The 17,677-nt window shown below is 69.7% G+C and carries 16 protein-coding genes; 11 read left to right on the forward strand and 5 right to left on the reverse strand.

Going from position 1 to position 17,677, the window contains the following annotated elements:
• The first annotated feature begins 70 nt into the window (after positions 1-70).
• Positions 71-1,666, forward strand: a complete 1,596-nt coding sequence (gene miaB / locus INT51_RS05580; protein ID WP_193104219.1) for a tRNA (N6-isopentenyl adenosine(37)-C2)-methylthiotransferase MiaB — start codon at positions 71-73, stop codon at positions 1,664-1,666.
• Positions 1,667-1,747: 81 nt separating this feature from the next.
• Here the strand turns inward: miaB and INT51_RS05585 are convergent, their stop codons facing one another.
• Positions 1,748-2,233, reverse strand: coding sequence for a YbjN domain-containing protein (locus INT51_RS05585; RefSeq protein WP_304502088.1), 486 nt, complete (start codon positions 2,231-2,233; stop codon positions 1,748-1,750).
• Between the two features lie 145 nt (positions 2,234-2,378).
• Between INT51_RS05585 and miaA the strand changes: the two genes are divergently transcribed.
• Both miaA and dapF read left to right on the forward strand, forming a co-directional pair.
• A complete protein-coding gene (gene miaA / locus INT51_RS05590) occupies positions 2,379-3,395 on the forward strand; it encodes a tRNA (adenosine(37)-N6)-dimethylallyltransferase MiaA (RefSeq protein WP_193104220.1) in 1,017 nt (338 codons plus the stop codon).
• A gap of 9 nt (positions 3,396-3,404) precedes the next feature.
• Positions 3,405-4,253 carry a diaminopimelate epimerase gene (dapF, locus tag INT51_RS05595; protein ID WP_193104221.1) on the forward strand — a complete coding sequence of 283 codons (849 nt, stop codon included), beginning with the start codon at positions 3,405-3,407 and terminating at the stop codon, positions 4,251-4,253.
• Positions 4,254-4,299: 46 nt separating this feature from the next.
• Here dapF and INT51_RS05600 read toward each other — a convergent pair whose 3' ends face one another.
• Complete coding sequence (locus tag INT51_RS05600) at positions 4,300-4,914, reverse strand: class I SAM-dependent methyltransferase (RefSeq protein ID WP_193104222.1); 615 nt, start codon at positions 4,912-4,914, stop codon at positions 4,300-4,302.
• A gap of 141 nt (positions 4,915-5,055) precedes the next feature.
• Between INT51_RS05600 and hflX the strand changes: the two genes are divergently transcribed.
• Positions 5,056-6,672, forward strand: a complete 1,617-nt coding sequence (gene hflX, locus INT51_RS05605; RefSeq protein ID WP_193104223.1) for a GTPase HflX — start codon at positions 5,056-5,058, stop codon at positions 6,670-6,672.
• Between the two features lie 35 nt (positions 6,673-6,707).
• Positions 6,708-8,738, forward strand: a complete 2,031-nt coding sequence (locus tag INT51_RS05610) for an ATP-dependent DNA helicase (RefSeq protein WP_193104224.1) — start codon at positions 6,708-6,710, stop codon at positions 8,736-8,738.
• Between the two features lies 1 nt (position 8,739).
• Here the strand turns inward: INT51_RS05610 and lexA are convergent, their stop codons facing one another.
• Positions 8,740-9,435: a transcriptional repressor LexA gene (lexA, locus tag INT51_RS05615; RefSeq protein ID WP_193104225.1), complete on the reverse strand. Its 696-nt coding sequence runs from the start codon at positions 9,433-9,435 to the stop codon at positions 8,740-8,742.
• 170 nt (positions 9,436-9,605) lie between these two features.
• On the opposite strand from lexA, the gene INT51_RS05620 reads away from it, so the two are divergent.
• Both INT51_RS05620 and nrdR read left to right on the forward strand, forming a co-directional pair.
• Positions 9,606-10,001 carry a LysM peptidoglycan-binding domain-containing protein gene (locus INT51_RS05620; protein WP_193104226.1) on the forward strand — a complete coding sequence of 132 codons (396 nt, stop codon included), beginning with the start codon at positions 9,606-9,608 and terminating at the stop codon, positions 9,999-10,001.
• A 29-nt stretch (positions 10,002-10,030) separates the two neighbouring features.
• Positions 10,031-10,489 (forward strand): transcriptional regulator NrdR, encoded by a 459-nt coding sequence (gene nrdR / locus INT51_RS05625; protein WP_193104227.1) that lies wholly within the window; start codon positions 10,031-10,033, stop codon positions 10,487-10,489.
• Positions 10,490-10,629: 140 nt separating this feature from the next.
• Here nrdR and INT51_RS05630 read toward each other — a convergent pair whose 3' ends face one another.
• Complete coding sequence (locus tag INT51_RS05630) at positions 10,630-12,876, reverse strand: ATP-binding domain-containing protein (RefSeq protein ID WP_193104228.1); 2,247 nt, start codon at positions 12,874-12,876, stop codon at positions 10,630-10,632.
• A gap of 153 nt (positions 12,877-13,029) precedes the next feature.
• On the opposite strand from INT51_RS05630, the gene INT51_RS05635 reads away from it, so the two are divergent.
• Entirely contained in the window at positions 13,030-14,007 is a 978-nt protein-coding gene (locus INT51_RS05635; RefSeq protein ID WP_193104229.1) for a proteasome assembly chaperone family protein, read from the forward strand.
• 279 nt (positions 14,008-14,286) lie between these two features.
• Positions 14,287-14,490 carry a cold-shock protein gene (locus INT51_RS05640; protein ID WP_193104230.1) on the forward strand — a complete coding sequence of 68 codons (204 nt, stop codon included), beginning with the start codon at positions 14,287-14,289 and terminating at the stop codon, positions 14,488-14,490.
• A gap of 287 nt (positions 14,491-14,777) precedes the next feature.
• On the opposite strand, the gene INT51_RS05645 is transcribed toward INT51_RS05640, so the two are convergent.
• Positions 14,778-15,632 (reverse strand): spermidine synthase, encoded by an 855-nt coding sequence (locus INT51_RS05645; protein WP_193104231.1) that lies wholly within the window; start codon positions 15,630-15,632, stop codon positions 14,778-14,780.
• Between the two features lie 228 nt (positions 15,633-15,860).
• On the opposite strand from INT51_RS05645, the gene INT51_RS05650 reads away from it, so the two are divergent.
• The gene (locus tag INT51_RS05650; protein WP_193104232.1) at positions 15,861-16,343 is read left to right on the forward strand and encodes an SAV_6107 family HEPN domain-containing protein; all 483 of its coding nucleotides are present in this window, start codon (positions 15,861-15,863) and stop codon (positions 16,341-16,343) included.
• Between the two features lie 63 nt (positions 16,344-16,406).
• Complete coding sequence (gene dinB / locus INT51_RS05655; protein ID WP_193104233.1) at positions 16,407-17,651, forward strand: DNA polymerase IV; 1,245 nt, start codon at positions 16,407-16,409, stop codon at positions 17,649-17,651.
• Positions 17,652-17,677 lie beyond the last annotated feature (26 nt).

Consider the following 17,677-nt stretch of genomic DNA (forward strand, 5'->3'; position numbering starts at 1 on the left):
CGGGCGAGTGCCGCCCAGGCGCCCCGGCGGGAGGCGCACAGTGGCTCGCTCGCCGTACCCTGGAGGCACTATGTCCCTCAGCACTCCCCCTTCTGACCTCGCCTCCGACGATCAGCACGTCGTCTCGCCCCGCGGCACCTACCAGGTGCGCACCTTCGGGTGCCAGATGAACGTCCATGACTCCGAGCGCCTGACCGGCATGCTCGAGGACTCCGGGCTCGTCGCCGCACCGGCTGAGGCCGATCCCCGTCGCGGCGAGGTCGACGTCGTCGTGTTCAACACCTGCGCGGTGCGCGAGAACGCCGACAACAAGCTCTACGGCACCCTCGGGTCGCTGCGGCCGGGGAAGGACGCGAACCCCGGCATGCAGATCGCCGTCGGCGGCTGCCTCGCTCAGAAGGATCGCGCCACCATCGTCGAGCGCGCACCCTGGGTCGACGTCGTCTTCGGCACCCACAACATCGGCTCGCTGCCGGTGCTGCTGGAGCGGGCCCGCCACAATGCCGAGGCGCAGGTGGAGATCCTGGAGTCGCTCGAGGTGTTCCCCTCCACTCTGCCCACGCGGCGCGATTCCGTGTACGCGGCATGGGTGTCGATCAGCGTCGGCTGCAACAACACCTGCACCTTCTGCATCGTCCCGTCGCTGCGAGGGAAGGAGAAGGACCGTCGGCCAGGAGAGATCCTCGCGGAGGTGCGCGACGTCGTCGATGCCGGCGCGATCGAGGTGACCCTGCTGGGACAGAACGTGAACTCCTACGGGGTCGAGTTCGGCGACCGCAGCGCCTTCGCGAAGCTGCTGCGGTCCTGCGGCGACATCGACGGACTGGAGCGGGTGCGGTTCACGTCCCCGCATCCCGCGATGTTCACCGATGACGTGATCGATGCGATGGCCGAGACTCCCCACGTCATGCCGCAGCTGCACATGCCGCTGCAGTCCGGCTCCGACGACGTGCTGCGCCGGATGAAGCGCTCCTATCGGGGCAAGAAGTTCCTCGGCATCCTCGACAAGGTGCGTGCACGCATCCCCGAGGCCGCCATCACGACCGACATCATCGTCGGCTTCCCCGGGGAGACCGAGGGCGACTTCCAGCGCACCCTCGACGTCGTCGAGGCCTCCCGCTTCGCCAGCGCGTTCACCTTCCAGTACTCGATCCGGCCCGGGACCCCTGCTGCGACCATGGGGGATCAGATCCCGAAGGAGGTCGTGCAGGAGCGATACGAGCGGCTGACGGCGCTGCAGGACCGCATCACGTACGAGGAGAACCAGAAGCTCGAGGGCAGCACCGTCGAAGTCCTCGTCGCCGAGGGGGAGGGAGAGCGTGCCGCCGAGACGCACCGCATCTCCGGTCGCGCCCGTGACCATCGACTGGTGCACGTCTCGCTGCCGGCGGACCTCCCGAAAGCTTCTCGTCCCCGCCCTGGAGACCTGGTCACCGCGAGGGTCACCCGTGCCGCACCGTTCTATCTGATCGCCGACAGTGCACTGGCCGTCCAGCCGGGCGCGGCGCCTTCCCGCGAGCAGTTCTCGGTGCGGCGCACCCGCTCCGGGGATGCTTGGGAGGCCGGCGTGCAGGGGCAGAGCGCCGGATCCTCCTGCGGCGCCGGCACCGGCGCGAGTGGTGCTGGCGCGGTCACCCTCGGGATGCCGAGCCTGCGCCGACCCTGAGATGCTCGGGATGAGAAACGGCCGACGCCCCTGTGCGGGATGTCGGCCGGTCCTGATCAGCAGGTGCTCGCCTGCCGAATGTCAGCTGTCGAGCTCGTCGAGCTCCGCGCCGAGGCGCTCTTCGAGGCTCTTGAAGAAAGCGATCACGGTGCTCAGACCGCATGTGATGGCGCTGTCGATCTGCGAGTCCAGGGCGCCGGCGCGGTAGTCCGCGGCGAGCTCGCCGTAGACGCCGAGCAGACCTTCGGACTCGCGGCGCACGTAGACCTTGGGCCAGACCCGGTTCATGTTCCACTCATTGCAGAGCTTGATCATCTCGACCTTGCGCGAGACGTCCACGGAGTGGCTCCAGCGGCCGCGAGTCTGCAGCACGCCGTGGTCCTCTCCGGTCAGCATGAACTGGAACCGGTAGTCGTCGAAGCGGGCGCGGAGGATCTCCGGGTGCTCGTCATCCTCGACGAAGGCGTAACCATGGCGGGTGAGGCACTCCTCGACCCTGGTCAGGGACATCGGGGCCAGACCTTCAGCCGAGTCCATCATGGAGGGGGACTCGTTCGGTGCAGTCACTTCCAACCTCAAGCAATGCAGTAGGAGATGAAATCGACCCGGGATGTCGGGCCGTCGCTCACCCTACTCCGTCCGGCTGGTTTCCACTCCGTCACCAGGCGTGATCCGCCTGACCTCAGGCATCGGCGCAGGTAGGGTGCCCACCATGGACGTCACCCCGGTCACGAAACCGGCCCCCCACCAGACAGCACGAGGGGTCGGTGACTGCGAGGTGCCGCCGCTGGTCGCGATCGTCGGGGCCACCGCGACCGGCAAGTCCGACCTGGCGATCGCGCTGGCACGTCGGCTGAACGGGGACGTGGTCAATGCCGACGCCCTGCAGCTGTACCGCGGGATGGACATCGGGACGGCGAAAGTCACGGCACTCGAGCGAGGCTCCGTGCCGCACCATCTGCTCGACGTGCTCGAGGTCACGCAGGAGGCGAGCGTCTCCGCGTATCAGCAGGCCGCCCGCGCGGCGATCGCGGGCATCCGGTCCCGCGGCAGGATTCCGATCCTCGTCGGAGGGTCCGGCCTGTACGTGCGCGCCGTGCTCGACGACATCGAATTCCCTCCCACCGACGCCGCCACGCGTGCTCGCTTCGAGGCGCGCGCCGCCCACGAAGGTGCCGGTGTGCTGCACGCCGAGCTCGCCCTCTCGGACCCCGACGCCGCAGAGATGATCGGGCCCCGCGACACCCGTCGCATCGTCCGTGCGCTCGAGGTCGGTGCCCTCACCGGACGACCCTTCACCGCCTTCCTCCCGCGACCGGTGTACGCCGATGCCCGCACTGTCCAGATCGGCCTGCGGCTGGAACGAGCCGACCTGCACGATCGCGTTGCACGCCGCGTGCACCGGATGGTCGAGCTCGGCCTGCTCGAGGAGATCCGCACCCTGCGGGATCAGGGCCTGGACCGCGGACTCACCGCTCGCCGCGCCATCGGGTACGAGCAGGGTCTCGAAGTTCTCGAGGGCACCATGAGCTGCCAGGACGCCATCGAGGCGACGGTCGTCGGCACCCGGCGCCTGGTGCGCAAGCAGGACACCTGGTTCCGGCGCGACGCGCGGGTGGCGTGGATCGATGCCGCCGCGGGCGACCCGGATGGCCCGAGCAGCGCGCTGGACCGCGCGCTGGCCGCGATCCAGGAGGGCCTCGCAGCGTCTGACCCGGAAGCGTCATAGGCTCACCCCATGACCGACAGCATCCGCTTCACCAAGGGCCACGGCACCGAGAACGACTTCGTCCTCCTGGACGATCCCGAGGGCGCCCTGGACCTGGACCCGGCCACCGTCACCGCACTCGCCGATCGCCGTGCCGGCATCGGCGGCGACGGCGTGATCCGCGCCGTCCGTACGAGACGTGCCGGGATCGACGCCCCCGCGGACGCGCCCGAATGGTTCATGGACTATCGCAACGCCGACGGCTCCGCCGCAGAGATGTGCGGCAACGGGGTGCGGGTGCTCGCCGCCCACCTGCAGCGCGCCGGCCACGTGAGCGAGGACCACTTCGAGGTCTGGACCCGCGCCGGGACACGCTCGGTCGAGATCCTGCAGCGGCCCACCACCGAGAACGGTCCCTGGTCGGTACGCGTGGGGATGGGAGACAGCCGCAGCACTCTCGAGGCACGGACCGTCGTGGTCGCGGGCCGGACGCTGGTCGGGACCGACGTCGACATGGGCAACCCGCACACCGTCGCCTTCCTGCCGTCCGAGCTCGATCTGGGCTCGCTGGACCTCACCTATCGGCCTGCCCTGGACCCCGAGCCCGCCGGCGGTGCGAACATCGAACTGGTCGCCGCACGCGGTGAGCGGCACGTGGCGATGCGCGTCGTCGAACGCGGGGTGGGCGAGACCCGCTCCTGCGGGACCGGAGTCGCAGCGGTCGCCGTCGCCGCGGCGCTGCGCGCAGGCGACGAGACCCGCCTCCCGTGGAGGGTCGACGTGCCGGGCGGCACCTTGCAGGTCGGGTGGACGGAGACCGGCGAGGTCACCCTCACCGGACCGGCCGAGCTCGTCGCGGACGGCACCACCCTGGCCTGACGCCGACGGCGCTGCGGTCCCCAGGAACCGACACCAGCCGGGGGCCTCAGCGGGAGGGTCCGACCTCCAGCACGCGGAAGCCCTTGGCACTGGCGACCTTCGCAACCTCACGCTCGGGCAGCTGGTCGTCGAGCCAGCGGCCCAGCGGGTCGGCCCCCAGATTCTTCCCGACGACCAGTGCTGCAGTGCCCTGCGGGGCCAGGCGCGCCATCCATTCCAGCAGCAGCTCGTGCAGCGCCGGCTTGCCGATCCGGATCGGCGGGTTCGACCAGATCGCGTCGAGGGCCAAGCCATCTGGTACGTCGTCGGGGGCGATGACGCGGACATTGGTGAGCCCCGCCCGCTGCGCATTCTCGGCCGTGAGCTCGCGCGCCCGCTCGCTGACGTCGACCGCCCACACCTCTGCCTCGGGATAGGTGAGTGCGGCGGTCAGGGCGATGGGCCCCCATCCGCAGCCCAGATCCAGGATCCGCGCGCGGGATGACGGCTGCGTGATCTCGTCGAGGCGTTTCAGCAGCACGGCGGTGGCCTTGTCCAGTGCGTGTCCGCTGAACACGGAGGCGCTGGAGACCAGATCGAGGTCGCGACCCGCCAGGCTCACCCGGAGGGGGAAGCGCCGGTCGTCGGTCTTGGGGGAGGGGGTGAAGTAGTGCTCGTCCACCCCAGCAGGATACTGACCCCGCGCAGCGTGCGGTGCACGTCATGGCCGCAGATGCGCCCTGCGCAAAATTCCTCGACCGGGACGCGCCGACGTGGGACTCTGTGAGTACCGCAAGTCCCCGACGCAAGGAGTACCCCGACCGTGCCCATCGCTTTCCATCCCGAGCCCGACTCCGACACCGACGTCGACGGGACCACCACGGGAGGAACCGGGGCCGCGGCGCCCACCGACAATGCAGACGGCGCCCCGGCCTCGCCGACGTCTTCGTCGCCCGCCCCCTCCGCCTCGTCGACCCCGGACCCGGCTCCCACCGCACGAAGTCGGGACGCGCTGACCGAGCGGATCCTCTCGCGCGGTGATGCGTCGGTCTCGCAGGTCACCTACGATTCCGGGGCCGATGGCGAGCAGTACGACCTCGCCGACCGTCAGGCGCTGCGCCGCGTGGCCGGGCTCTCCACCGAGCTCGAGGACGTCTCCGAGGTCGAGTACCGCCAGCTCCGCCTGGAACGTGTGGTCCTCGCCGGTCTGTACACCTCCGGCGATACCGCGCAGGCCGAGACCAGCCTGCTCGAGCTCGCGGCGCTCGCCGAGACCGCAGGCTCCGAGGTGCTGGACGGCGTCCTCCAGCGCCGTGCGCATCCCGACCCGGCCACGTTCCTGGGCAAGGGCAAGGCCGCCGAGCTCGCAGAGGTCGTCACCGAGCACGGCGCGGACACCGTGATCGTCGATGGTGAGCTCGGTCCCGGCCAGCGCCGCGCCCTCGAGGACATCGTCAAGGTCAAGGTCGTCGACCGTACTGCGCTGATCCTGGACATCTTCGCCCAGCACGCCAAGTCCCGTGAGGGCAAGGCGCAGGTGGAGCTCGCCCAGCTCGAGTACCTGATGCCGCGACTGCGCGGCTGGGGCGAGTCGATGTCCCGGCAGGCCGGCGGTCAGGTGGGCGGCGCCGGTGCGGGCATGGGCTCGCGTGGGCCCGGTGAGACCAAGATCGAGCTGGACCGTCGGCGCATCCGCGACCGCATGGCCAAGCTGCGCCGCGAGATCAAGGCCATGACGCCGGGCCGGGACGCCCAGCGAGCGGACCGCAAGCGCAATCGGGTGCCCTCGGTCGCGATCGCCGGGTACACCAATGCCGGCAAGTCCTCCTTGCTGAACCGACTCACCGGCGCCGGGGTGCTGGTCGAGAACGCGCTGTTCGCGACACTGGACCCGACCGTGCGGCGCTCGACCACTCCGGACGGCCGCGAGTTCACCTTCGCGGACACCGTCGGCTTCGTGAGGCACCTGCCCACCCAGCTGGTGGAGGCCTTCCGCTCCACCCTCGAGGAGGTCGGGGACTCCGATCTGCTGCTGCACGTGGTCGATGCCTCGCATCCGGATCCCGAGGGGCAGATCACGGCAGTGCGCACTGTGCTCGGGGAGATCGAGGGCTTCGACGTCCCCGAGGTCGTCGTGCTGAACAAGGCGGACCTCGCCGAACCGGAGACCATCGCGCGCCTGCGCAGTCAGGTCGGGGACTCGATCGTGGTCTCCGCCCGCACCGGGATGGGCATCGAGGAGCTTCGCGATCTGATCTCGGAGCATCTGCCGCGCCCCGCGGTCGAAGTCGACGTGGTGGTCCCCTACTCGCGCGGCGATCTGATCTCCCGGGTGCACACCACCGGAGAGGTGATCTCCGAGGAGCACCTCATGGAGGGCACACAGCTGCGAGCACGCGTGGATGAGGCGCTCGCCGCAGAGCTCCACGGCGCGGCCTGAGCGGTCGGCGGATCCGGCGCGGATACGCTGATCCGATGACCACCGCCACCGATCACGAGGCCGCCCCGGGGGCCGCCGACATCCAACTGTCGACCCTCATGGACGCAGCGGTCTCGGCGATCGGGGGCGCCCCGCGACCGGGTCAGCAGGCGATGGCGGATGCCGTCGATACGGCCATGTCCGGAGGGCGTCACCTGCTGGTGCAAGCAGGAACCGGCACCGGGAAGTCCCTGGCCTACCTGGTGCCGGCCCTGCGTCATGCCCTGGTCAGCGGGCGCCCGGTGGTCATCTCCACCGCCACGATCGCGCTGCAGACACAGATCGTGCGCAAGGATCTGCCGCGCCTGGTGGAGGCCATCGCGCCCCATCTGCCGCGCACCCCCACCTTCGCGCTGCTCAAGGGCCGCGCGAACTACCTGTGCCGTCACAAGCTCGATGGCGGCTACCCGGTGGAGGTCGACCCCGGAGCGCTGTTCGCCGAGGCCTCCGCCGATCCTGCCCGCGGGGGCAGCGAACGGTTGGGCGACCAGGTGAGGCGCCTGCGGGAGTGGTCGGAGGAGACCGACAGCGGGGACCGCGATTCCCTGGAGGACGCCGTCTCCGACCGTGCCTGGAGGCAGGTCTCCGTCACCGGGTCCCAGTGCCTCGGCGGTACCTGCCCGATGGTGGAATCCTGCTTCGCCGAACGCAGCCGGGAGCTCGCCCGGGAGGTCGACATCGTCGTCACCAACCATGCCTTGCTCGCGATCGACGCCTTCGACAGCCACGGCATCATCCCCGAGCACGATGTCGTGGTCTTCGACGAGGCGCACGATCTCTCCGGCCGTGTCACCAGCGCCATCACGGAGGTGCTGAACCCCGGCATGCTCCGGGGGACCGTGCGCGACCTGCGCGGGCTCGGCGTCGCGGGGACCGCATTGGACGACGCTTCCGAGGAGCTGCGGGAATCCCTCGAGCTCGCGACCGACGGGCGGGTGATCGGGTCCCTGCCCGAACGCCTCGCCGATGCCGTCCAGCATCTGCGCATCGAGGCGCGCACCGCCCATTCCGATGCCAAGGACGCCGGCGATGATTCGACCGCGGGAACGGCCGGGACCCGCAAGACGGTCCGCGCCAATCTGCAGGAGATCATCGACGTCTGCGAGCGGCTCACCTCGCCGGCCGATGACGACGTCGTCTCCGTCTCGCACTCGCCGGTCACCGGTCGCTCGAGCATCCAGGTGGCCCCCCTGAGCGTCGCCGGCGCCATGCGTGGTGCGATCCTCGAGCACCGCACCGCTGTCCTCACCTCCGCGACCTTGGCCCTCGGGGGCCGCTTCGAGCCCGCCGCCGGAGAAGTAGGGCTGGCGCGAGCCGACCGCACGGACCCCGACGTGATCCCGTCGGCGAAGAATCCCAGCGCCTGGGCCGGCCTCGATGTGGGCAGCCCCTTCGCGTACCGCAGTCAGGGGATCCTCTACACGGCGCGCCACCTCCCACAGCCTGGGCGAGAGGGCCCCTCGCCGGCGATGCTCGACCATCTCACCGATCTGGTGGAGGCATCCGGTGGGGGAGCGCTGTGCCTGTTCTCCTCACGCCGCGGCGCCGAGCTCGCTGCGGAGCACGTACGGGCCCGCCTGGATCTCACGATCGAGGTGCAGGGCGAGGACTCGATGGCGAACCTGGTGCGGAAGTTTCGGGACGATGAGAACGCCTCGTTGTTCGGGACCCTCACCCTGTGGCAGGGCGTGGACGTCTCTGGTCGCTCATTGCGGCTGGTCACCATCGACCGGATCCCGTTCCCGCGGCCCGATGACCCGCTGACGTCCGCCCGTCAGGAGCGGATCGGCCAGCATGGGGGCAATGGCTTCATGGCGGTCTCGGCCCAGCATGCAGCTCTGCTGCTCGCACAGGGGTCGGGACGTCTGATCCGATCCCATGAGGATCGTGGGATGGTCGCCGTGCTGGACCCGCGATTGGCGACGGCGCGGTACGGGGGCTACCTCCGCGAGTCGATGCCGCCGCTCTGGCCGACCTCGGACCCCGAGGTCGCACTCGGCGCGCTGCGCCGCCTCTCGGCGAACTGACTCAGACCGCGCGCAGCACGGCAACGACCTTGCCGAGGATCTCCGCATGGTCGCCGAGGATCGGGGCGAAGGCCGGGTTGTGCGGCATCAGCCAGACGTGGTCGTCGCGCTGCACGAACGTCTTCACGGTGGCTTCGCCATCGATCATCGCCGCGACGATCTCGCCCTTCTGCGCCTCCGGCTGACTGCGTACGACGACCCAGTCGCCATCGCAGATGGCGGCGTCGATCATCGAGTCGCCGACCACCTGGAGCAGGAACAGGTCGCCGTCGCCGACCAGGCGCGAGGGCAGGGTGAAGACATCCTCGATCTGCTCCTCGGCCGTGATCGGCACGCCCGCGGCGATCCGACCCAGGAGAGGCACCGTGACGGAGTTCGGGGCGATCTCCGGCACCGGCAGGGGCTCGGGGGCGCCGTCGTCCCCGGGCATCATGACCTCCATGGCGCGCGGGCGCTTCGGGTCCCTGCGAAGGAAGCCCTTGCGCTCGAGCGCCTGGAGCTGATGGGACACCGAGGAGGAGGAGGTCAGACCGACCGCATCACCGATCTCCCGCATGGTGGGCGGGTACCCGTGCGCGGAGATCGCGGAGTTGATGGTCTCCAGCACCAGGCGCTGCCGCCGGCTGAGCCCGGAGGTGGCGGTATCGGCCGGTGCGTCGTCGCGGACCCGGATCGGCTTGGGGGTGCTCGGCATCATCGTGCGGGCCTCCTGGCTTCGTCTGTCGGACCCTCGCGGTTCCGTTGTCCTGTCACCCAGCGTAGGGCGGCACGCACCGGATACCAAACATGTGTTCGAGATTCCTCTTGCGTGTCGCGCGACTTGGGGGCTACAGTCGCACAGACATTCGATCGAACAGGAGTTCGGACATGCGTACGGATACGGCTACGGTTCTTCCCTTCCCGCAGCACCGCGACGAGCGGGGCGAGCGTGCGGGTAGAGCAGGTGTTCGACTCGAGGCCACCCGGCGCGGGCGCTTCCTGGCGACTCTGGTCGCCTTCGTGCTCGGCCTGCTGGTGGCCGCGACGGCGCTGCTGATGTTCGATGTGCCCTCTGCGCTCGCGGGCTCCGACGAGACGGATGCGGTGACCGTCACGGTCGAGGCCGGCGACACCCTGTGGGGCTATGCCGAGCAGTACGCCCCCGAGGGCATGAGCGAGCAGGACTTCGTCACCGAGGTGCGCAGCGTCAACCATCTGCCCACCGGCCGGGTCACCGCTGGTCAGCAGATCGAGCTTCCGGCGGAGTGGGCCGCGACGCGCTGATTGCCGGGGCTTGCCGGTATCCTGGGTGGATGCACTGTCCGTTCTGCCGCCATCCCGACTCTCGAGTCGTGGATTCGCGCACGTCCGACGACGGCGCGACCATCCGGCGCCGACGCCAGTGCCCGAACTGCTCGAGGCGATTCTCCACCTCGGAGACCGCGTCGCTGTCCGTGCAGAAGCGCTCCGGGGTGAGTGAGCCGTTCAGTCGGGCCAAGGTGATCTCCGGTGTCCGCAAGGCCTGTCAGGGCAGGCCCGTCAGCGATGACCAGCTGGCGATGCTCGCTCAGCGGGTCGAGGAGGATATCCGCTCCAGCGGGCAGGCCGAGATCGAGGCGCACCAGGTGGGGCTGTCGATCCTGCACCCGCTCCAGGAGCTCGATCTCGTGGCCTATCTCCGCTTCGCGAGCGTCTATCAGGACTTCGACTCGCTCACGGATTTCGAGACGGCGATCGCTCGTCTGCGCGCGGAGACCCCGACCACGGCCTGAGAATCGAGCCGAGTTCGGGAGATTCTGTGGACACGGTTCGGTGCGGCCGGTCACTGTGCTTAAGATGTCCCTCGTGCACTGACGAAGTGCACACCAGATCGGCGGTCGCGGAGGGGAAGCCGCGGCCGCCGATCGCCGTCTCAGGCGGGGTCGATACCCGCCGGTAGTTCTCGCGAGTGGATCACACCGAGATGCGTCGTCGCACGGGTCATCGCGACATAGAGGTCACCGGCACCATGGGCCTCGACCAGCTCGGCCGGTTCGATCAGGATCACGCCATCGAACTCCAAGCCCTTCGCGTCCTGTGCGGTCATCACCGCGACTTCGTCGTCCACCCCCGCGGAGCCGGCGCCCACTGGAGGCAGGTCCGTTCGCGTGCGCAGCTCGGCGAGGACGTCGGCGACGCGTTCGGTGGCCGCGATGACGGCCAGACGCCCGATGCTCTCGGTGCGGACGGCGACCACGGCGTCCGCCGCGAGGCGCGCCATGGCGAACTCCTCGGTGTGCTGGATGAGCGGGTCCCGATCACCCTCACGGACGGAACTGACCGGCGTCACCGGCAGATTGTGGGCCTGCGCCATCGCCACCGCACGCTCCATGATGCGGCTCGGGGTGCGGTAGTTGACCGTCAGGTGCTCGACCTGGAGGCGGTCCTGGATGTAGGGGCTCAGAGCTTCGGTCCAGGAGGACGTGCCGCCGGCGGAAGAGGTCTGCGCGACGTCGCCCACGACCGTGAAGGACTTCGTGGGGGCGCGTCGCATCAGGGCTCGCCAGCTCATGGGGGAGTGCTCCTGGGCCTCGTCGACGACGACATGCCCGTAGGTCCAGCTGCGCTCTGTCGAGGCGCGCTCGGCGAGAGTGCGTCCATCGCGGATGTGCCCGACCTGATCGGCGAGGTCCTCGGCGCGGATGATGCCGGAGGTGTCGACGTTCTCGATGACCTTGCGGGCATAGTCGACGTCGGCCTCGCGTCGGCTTGCGGCCTCACGGGCCCTGGCCTCTGCGGGAGCGTCGTCCTCTCCCAGCAGTTCGGCGACCTCGTCGAGCACAGGGATGTCCTCGACCGTCCAGGGGGAGTCCTTGGGGCGGGCGAGGCGCTGGACCTGATCCGCCAGGGAATGCGGCGCGGCAGCGCGCAGCCGGTCGGGCCGCGAGAGCAGGATCCGCAGGAAGCCCTGCGGGGTGTAGGGGAGCCAGGCGAGGTTGAGCTGACGCTTGACCTCAGGGTCGTGGCGCAGGTCCGAGAGCAGATCGGGGCGGTCCTCGGGAACCACCGTGTGACCCTGGGAGGCCAGGGCGCGTTCGTAGGCCTCCACCAGACGGTCCATCGCAGCGCGGACGAAGACCGCGCGGGCCGCGTTGTGCGGCTTGTGCGTGGCCCGGGCCTCGCGGCGGGCGGATCGCAGGGCGTTCCGGGTCAGGGTGATCGGGGTGCCGTCGATGCGCAGGCGGATGTCCGCGTCGGGGATGATCTGGCGCTGCTTCACCGCGCGGGCGATGAGGTCGGCCATGGCGATGTCGCCCTTCACACGGGCGACCTCGTCGGTGTCGTGGAGGAAGGTCTCGATGCCGGGAACCAGCTCGCCGGGCGTCAGCATCACCACGCCGGATTCTCCGAGGCTCGGCAGCACACGTTCGATGTATCGCAGGAACCCAGGTGTCGGGGCCATGATCAGCACGCCGGTGTGCTCGAGGCGCCGACGGTGGGTGTAGAGCAGGTAGGCGGCACGGTGCAGGGCGACAGCCGTCTTCCCGGTTCCCGGGCCACCCTGGACCACGAGCACGCCACGGTTCTCGGAACGGATGATGCGGTCCTGCTCGGACTGGATGGTGGCGACGATGTCGCCCATCCGTCCGGTCCGCTGGCCGGAGACGGCGGCCAGCAGGGCTCCCTCGCCCTGCAGGACGACGTCGTGGTCGTCGGCCGCGAGCACTGACTGGTCCAGGACGTCGTCCTCGAGGCCGACGACGGCGCGACCACGACTGATCAGGTGCCGACGCAACCGGACGTTTCGGCGATCGATGCTGGTGGCCTGGTAGAAGGCGGCCGCCGCCGGGGCGCGCCAGTCCACGAGCAGCTGGTCGCGATCGGCGGTGAAAAGTCCGATGCGGCCGATGTAGTGGCGCGCCGCGTCGTCCATGTCGAGTCTGCCGAACACCACGCTGCGAGCGACCGAGCGCAGCAGCGCCAGGCGGTCCTCGTACAGCGCCATGAACGAGTCCCGCTCGGACCGGTTCTGGTGCGTCGAGGCATGCTGTGATGCCTGGATCTCCTCCAGATTGCGCTCGACCTGAGTGATGAGTTCATCGAGTCGCGCATAGAGCCGATCGGCGTAGTCCTGCTCACGTGCGATCTCCTGGGCGATCAGCCCTTCAGCGTCGTCCACGGACCTGCTCCCTCTGACGGTTGACCCTCACACCGCGCCGCGCCGGACTGACCGGGGTCGGCGAAGCACGGTGGTCCATTATGGTGGACAGGCCTGGGTGTGCGTGCCATCGGGGTGAGTGACGTCCAACCGGCCGCGAGGGAGGAAACGCTGATGCGCGACCCGCGTGACCTGTACCGGTTCGAATCCGCCGATGTGCTGGCGGCCGTGCCCCGTACCGGTCTGACCCTGGTCCATGCCCTCCCGGGCCTGGTGGACGCCGGCAACGCGTGCAGGATCGCCTCCACGTACCTGCGTGACGAGCTGCGTCATCTGCGTCTGGTCACCTTCGACATGGACGAGCTGCTGGACTATCGCGGATCCCGCCCACAGGCGGTGTTCGACGGGACGTCCTACACCGGCGTGGACATCCCCGAACTGACCTTGTCCCTCATGTACGACGAGTCGGATCGGCCATTCCTGTTCCTCGATGGGCCCGAGCCCGATCTGCAGTGGGGTCGTCTGGCAGAAGCCCTCATCGACCTGGTCGAGTTCTTCGACGTGGAGCGCGTGGTCGGGATGCAGGCGGTGCCGATGGCGGTCCCGCATACCCGTCCCATCGGGCTGTTCGCGCACGCGAACGACCCTTCGCTGCTGGGGCGTCCGAACACGCGGCCCACCCCGGCACCAGGCACGACCCTGGGGAGCGAGGACGGGGAGCCAGCTGAGATCGTGGTGCCGGCCGCGTTCGGCGCTCTGCTCGAACACCGGCTCGGCCGCGCCGATCACCCGGCGATGGGCTACGCGGCGCAGATCCCGCACTACCTCACGCGGACCGATTTCCCGGCCGGTTCGCTCGCTCTGCTGCGCCGGGTCAGCGACGCCGCGGGTCTCGACCTGCCGCTGGTGCATCTCGGTGACCTCACGGACGCGGCGACCGTCGCCCTGCAGGGGACCCTCGCCCAGAACAGCGAGGTGCATCAGATCGTCCGGACCCTCGAGGAGCAGTACGACGCCATGAGCGAGGGCAGCGATCCCTCACCACTTGCGACGACCTTGGATCTGCCGACGGCCGACGAGATCGGCGAGCACTTCGAGCGCTTCCTCGCCGACCACGACGACGAGTGGCCCGATGATCCGCGTCCGTTGTGACCTGAGGGACGCGATGCGGACCTCCCGAAGCGCCCATACGGTGAAGTTCGTTACTTCTTCGTGACCGTGCTCTGCCATTCCCTGTGTGAACGGGGCCACTGCCATGGCAGAATGGCGGCGTTGCAGTGATTGCAGGTCCAGCAGGACAATCCGTCGAAGGTGCCTCGGCACAGCAGTACGGCCTGCACCTGACGCCACCCGCCTCGGCGGAGGGCGGCTTCACGCGGCGCCGCGATCGCGTACCGCGATCGTTGATGGACGACACAGAAGGTGACAGGTATGGCACAGGGCTCGGTCAAGTGGTTCAACGCCGAAAAGGGCTTCGGATTCATCGAGATCGACGGAGGCGGCGCAGACGTCTTCGTGCATCACAGCAAGATCGACATGGACGGCTACCGCGCCCTCGACGAGGGTCAGCGCGTGGAGTTCGAGGTCACCCAGGGGGACAAGGGCCCGCAGGCCGAGCAGGTTCGCCCGGTCTGATCGACGGTCACTCCCGTTAATCTCACGGACCGGGTAGGAGCATCTGCTCCTACCCGGTCCGTCGTCGTGCGGGGGCTGTGACGAGCGTGGTGCGACGAGAGCAGTGGGCACCGCGCAGTTGATGGACGAAATCTTCCAGAAGATGGAAGTTCTCGTCCATCAACTCCGTTGGCGGGACCTCCGTCGGCGTGGCGTCGGAGGAGCCGTCCCCGCCGAGGCAGTGGTGACGCGGGCCGTGCGCCGACCTCCCGGGAGACCCGCCAGGAGACGGACCTCGCGCGGAGGCCTCAGCTGAGGCCCTGCACCTTCCCGGCGCGCGCCAGGGCCTGGACCTGCGAGGGCTGCGCCAACCGCACCGAGACCGCGTCCGAGCGCAAAGCGCGGTCGATGCCCTCGGGCAGGGGGCGACTCGACGCGACCAGCACGCAGTTGCCGCGACGCTTCCCCGACAGATGCGCGGGCTCGGCGATGACCCCGACGTGCGCGAACACTGCGGACAGGGTCGCGACCTCGTCGGCCATCAGCCCGGTGCCGGGTGGGGCCGCGCAGTTGGCGAGATAGAGCCCTCCGTCGCGCAGGACTCTCGACGCATGCTCCGCCGTCTCGCGTGTGATCAGCTCGGGTGGGGTGAGCGGCCCCGAGAACACATCGCGCACCAGCACGTCGAAGCGGTCGTCCCGCCACGACGTCAGCGCGCTGAGCGCATCCTCGATCCGCAACCGCAGCTGGGGGGAGCGCGGCAGATCGAACCAGGTGCGCACCTGGTTCGCCAGCAGCTCATCCAGCTCGACCACGATCTGCCGTGAGCTCGGATGCCTCGACGCGATCGCCCGGGGCAGCGAACAGCCTCCTCCGCCCAGATGCGCGAGCTGCGGGATCGGTCCACTGCCTCCAGCACCCGCCACGACATCCTCCCGTCCGAAGTGATGCTCGATGACGATCAGCATCCACCGCATGTACTCGAACACCAGGTGCTCGGGGTCCGGATGGAGGTGGGAGGACGGGACGGCGTTGACCTCGAGCAGCACGGAGCCGTCGTTCTCGACGGTGAGCCGAGCGGTCCCGGTGGAGATGGGGATGAGGACATCGAGCGGGCCGAGGTGCTCGAAAGGGGCGTGGCGCACACGCTCGCGACGGGACATCGCTCCACTGTAGGAGACCGGGAGGCGCAATTCCGGCGGGCGCGCGCCCTGTCCGATTCTGCCGAACGTTCCTCCCCAGGCACCTGTCGTCCACCACCGCTGCGGGCGCCCTTCGTCTGTCGGACCCCGCGCCTAGCGTGTTCATCACGCAGCACACGCAGTAGAGGCAGCACACGGAGTCTCGGCGCTCTCCCAGATCGTCGCAGGCCCACGAGACGAGGAGCAGCGATGACCACGACCACGTCCCGCCGTCGACGGCGCGCCACGGCGCTCACCTCGGACGCTCGCAGCCTGCGCCTGCGGCTCGCGCACCTCGACCAGGACCAGGCGGACCTGGAACGGGCTCGGGACCTGCTGCGGCAGGGCCGCGCTGCAGCCACGGACGAGCCGCGGGAGGCGTTCGAGCTCGTGCATCGGGCGGCGCTGCGAGGTGCGGGAATCATCGTTGCCCGGAGCAATCGTGACCGCCGCCGCAAGCTTCCGCTGAACGTCTGGACGGCGCTGGACCGACTCGGCGGCGAGGATGCGGAGCGCGCGAGCCACCTGGTGCCGCTCGTCGCGGAGCGGTCCCGTCTGGACCGGGAACCCGCCTCCGTGCCTGACCCCGGACTGCTGCGGGAGCACCTCGAGCAGACTGCACAGCACTTGGACACGGTCTCGCAGCGGCTTCTCGCGGATCTGCCGAGCCACGTCACAGCCCTCGCCGGCTGAGGTCGGCGCCGCTCCGTTCTCAGGGGTGGCGCCGAGTACAGTGCCAGCACGAGGGAGGTGCCGATGGGTGCACGCAGGGGCGCCGAGGCGCCGGAGGAGATCCCCGGGATCCTCCATCTGGACATGGATGCGTTCTTCGCGTCCGTCGAGGTGCGCGACAACCCTGAACTGCGGGGCCTTCCCGTCGTCGTCGGTGGAGCCGGCGCTCGCGGTGTGGTCGCCGCCGCCAGCTACCCCGCCCGTACCCGAGGGATCCGCTCGGCGATGCCGATGGCCACCGCGCGGCGCCTGGCCCCGGATCTGGTGATCGTCCCTCCTCGCGGCGACCGCTACCGAGAGGCATCCGCTGCCGTGATGGAGCTGCTCGGTGCGGTGATCGCGGACATCGAGCAGATCAGCATCGACGAGGCCTTCCTCGACGTGCGGGGAGCTCGTCGGCTCTTCGGCGGGCCCGAGGAGATCGCCGCTCTGCTGCGACGGATGATCCGGGAGGAGCTCGACCTGCCGAGCTCGGTCGGCGGCTCCGTCTCACGCGCCGTCGCGAAGATCGCCTCGGCGCACGCGAAGCCGGACGGCCAACTGATCGTCCCGGCCTCGCACACCGCGGACTTCCTGGCTCCGCTGCCGGTCTCGGTGATCTCCGGGATCGGGCCGAAAGCAGTCCTCTCCCTGGAGCGGATCGGCGTGCACCGGGTCGGCCAGATCCGCGACGTCCCACCGTCGACCTTGGCTCGGGCCCTCGGGCCACGAGCCCCCGACGTCACCCGGCTGGCCGACGGCAGCGACCGCACCGGTCTGGTGCATCAGGTCCGGGACAAGTCACTGGGCACCGAGCGCACCTGGGACGAGGACCTCACCGATGCCGAGGACGTGAGACTGCGCATCACGGTGATGGCCGATGATGTGGCGCGGCAGCTGCGCCGCGATGAGATGGTCGCCCGCACCGTCGTGCTCAAACTGCGCAGCCCGGACGGAACCACGATCACGCGCTCCTCCACCCTGGACCAGCCCACCTCGAGCGGCGAGCGACTGCGCGAGCAGGTCGTGGCGCTGTGGGAGCGCGAACGTCACCGACTCCGTCGGGTCCGCCTGGCCGGGGTGCGGGTCACCCATCTCGAGCCCTCGGCCTCCACTCCCGTGCAGCACGAACTGACCATGCGGTCGGGGCAGTGGCGGGACCTGGAAGCCGCGATGGACAAGGCGGTGGACCGTTTCGGATCCTCCAGTCTCAGCAGGGGATCGGCTCTCGGACCGGGCGCCAGCGGCTCTCAGCAGACCGGGGCGCCCCCTGGTGCGGACGGCGACTGAGCGCGTACTCGAGGCCCGTGCTGGCG

Source organism: Brachybacterium sp. FME24 (assembly GCF_014897705.1).
Classification (GTDB): Bacteria; Actinomycetota; Actinomycetes; order Actinomycetales; family Dermabacteraceae; genus Brachybacterium.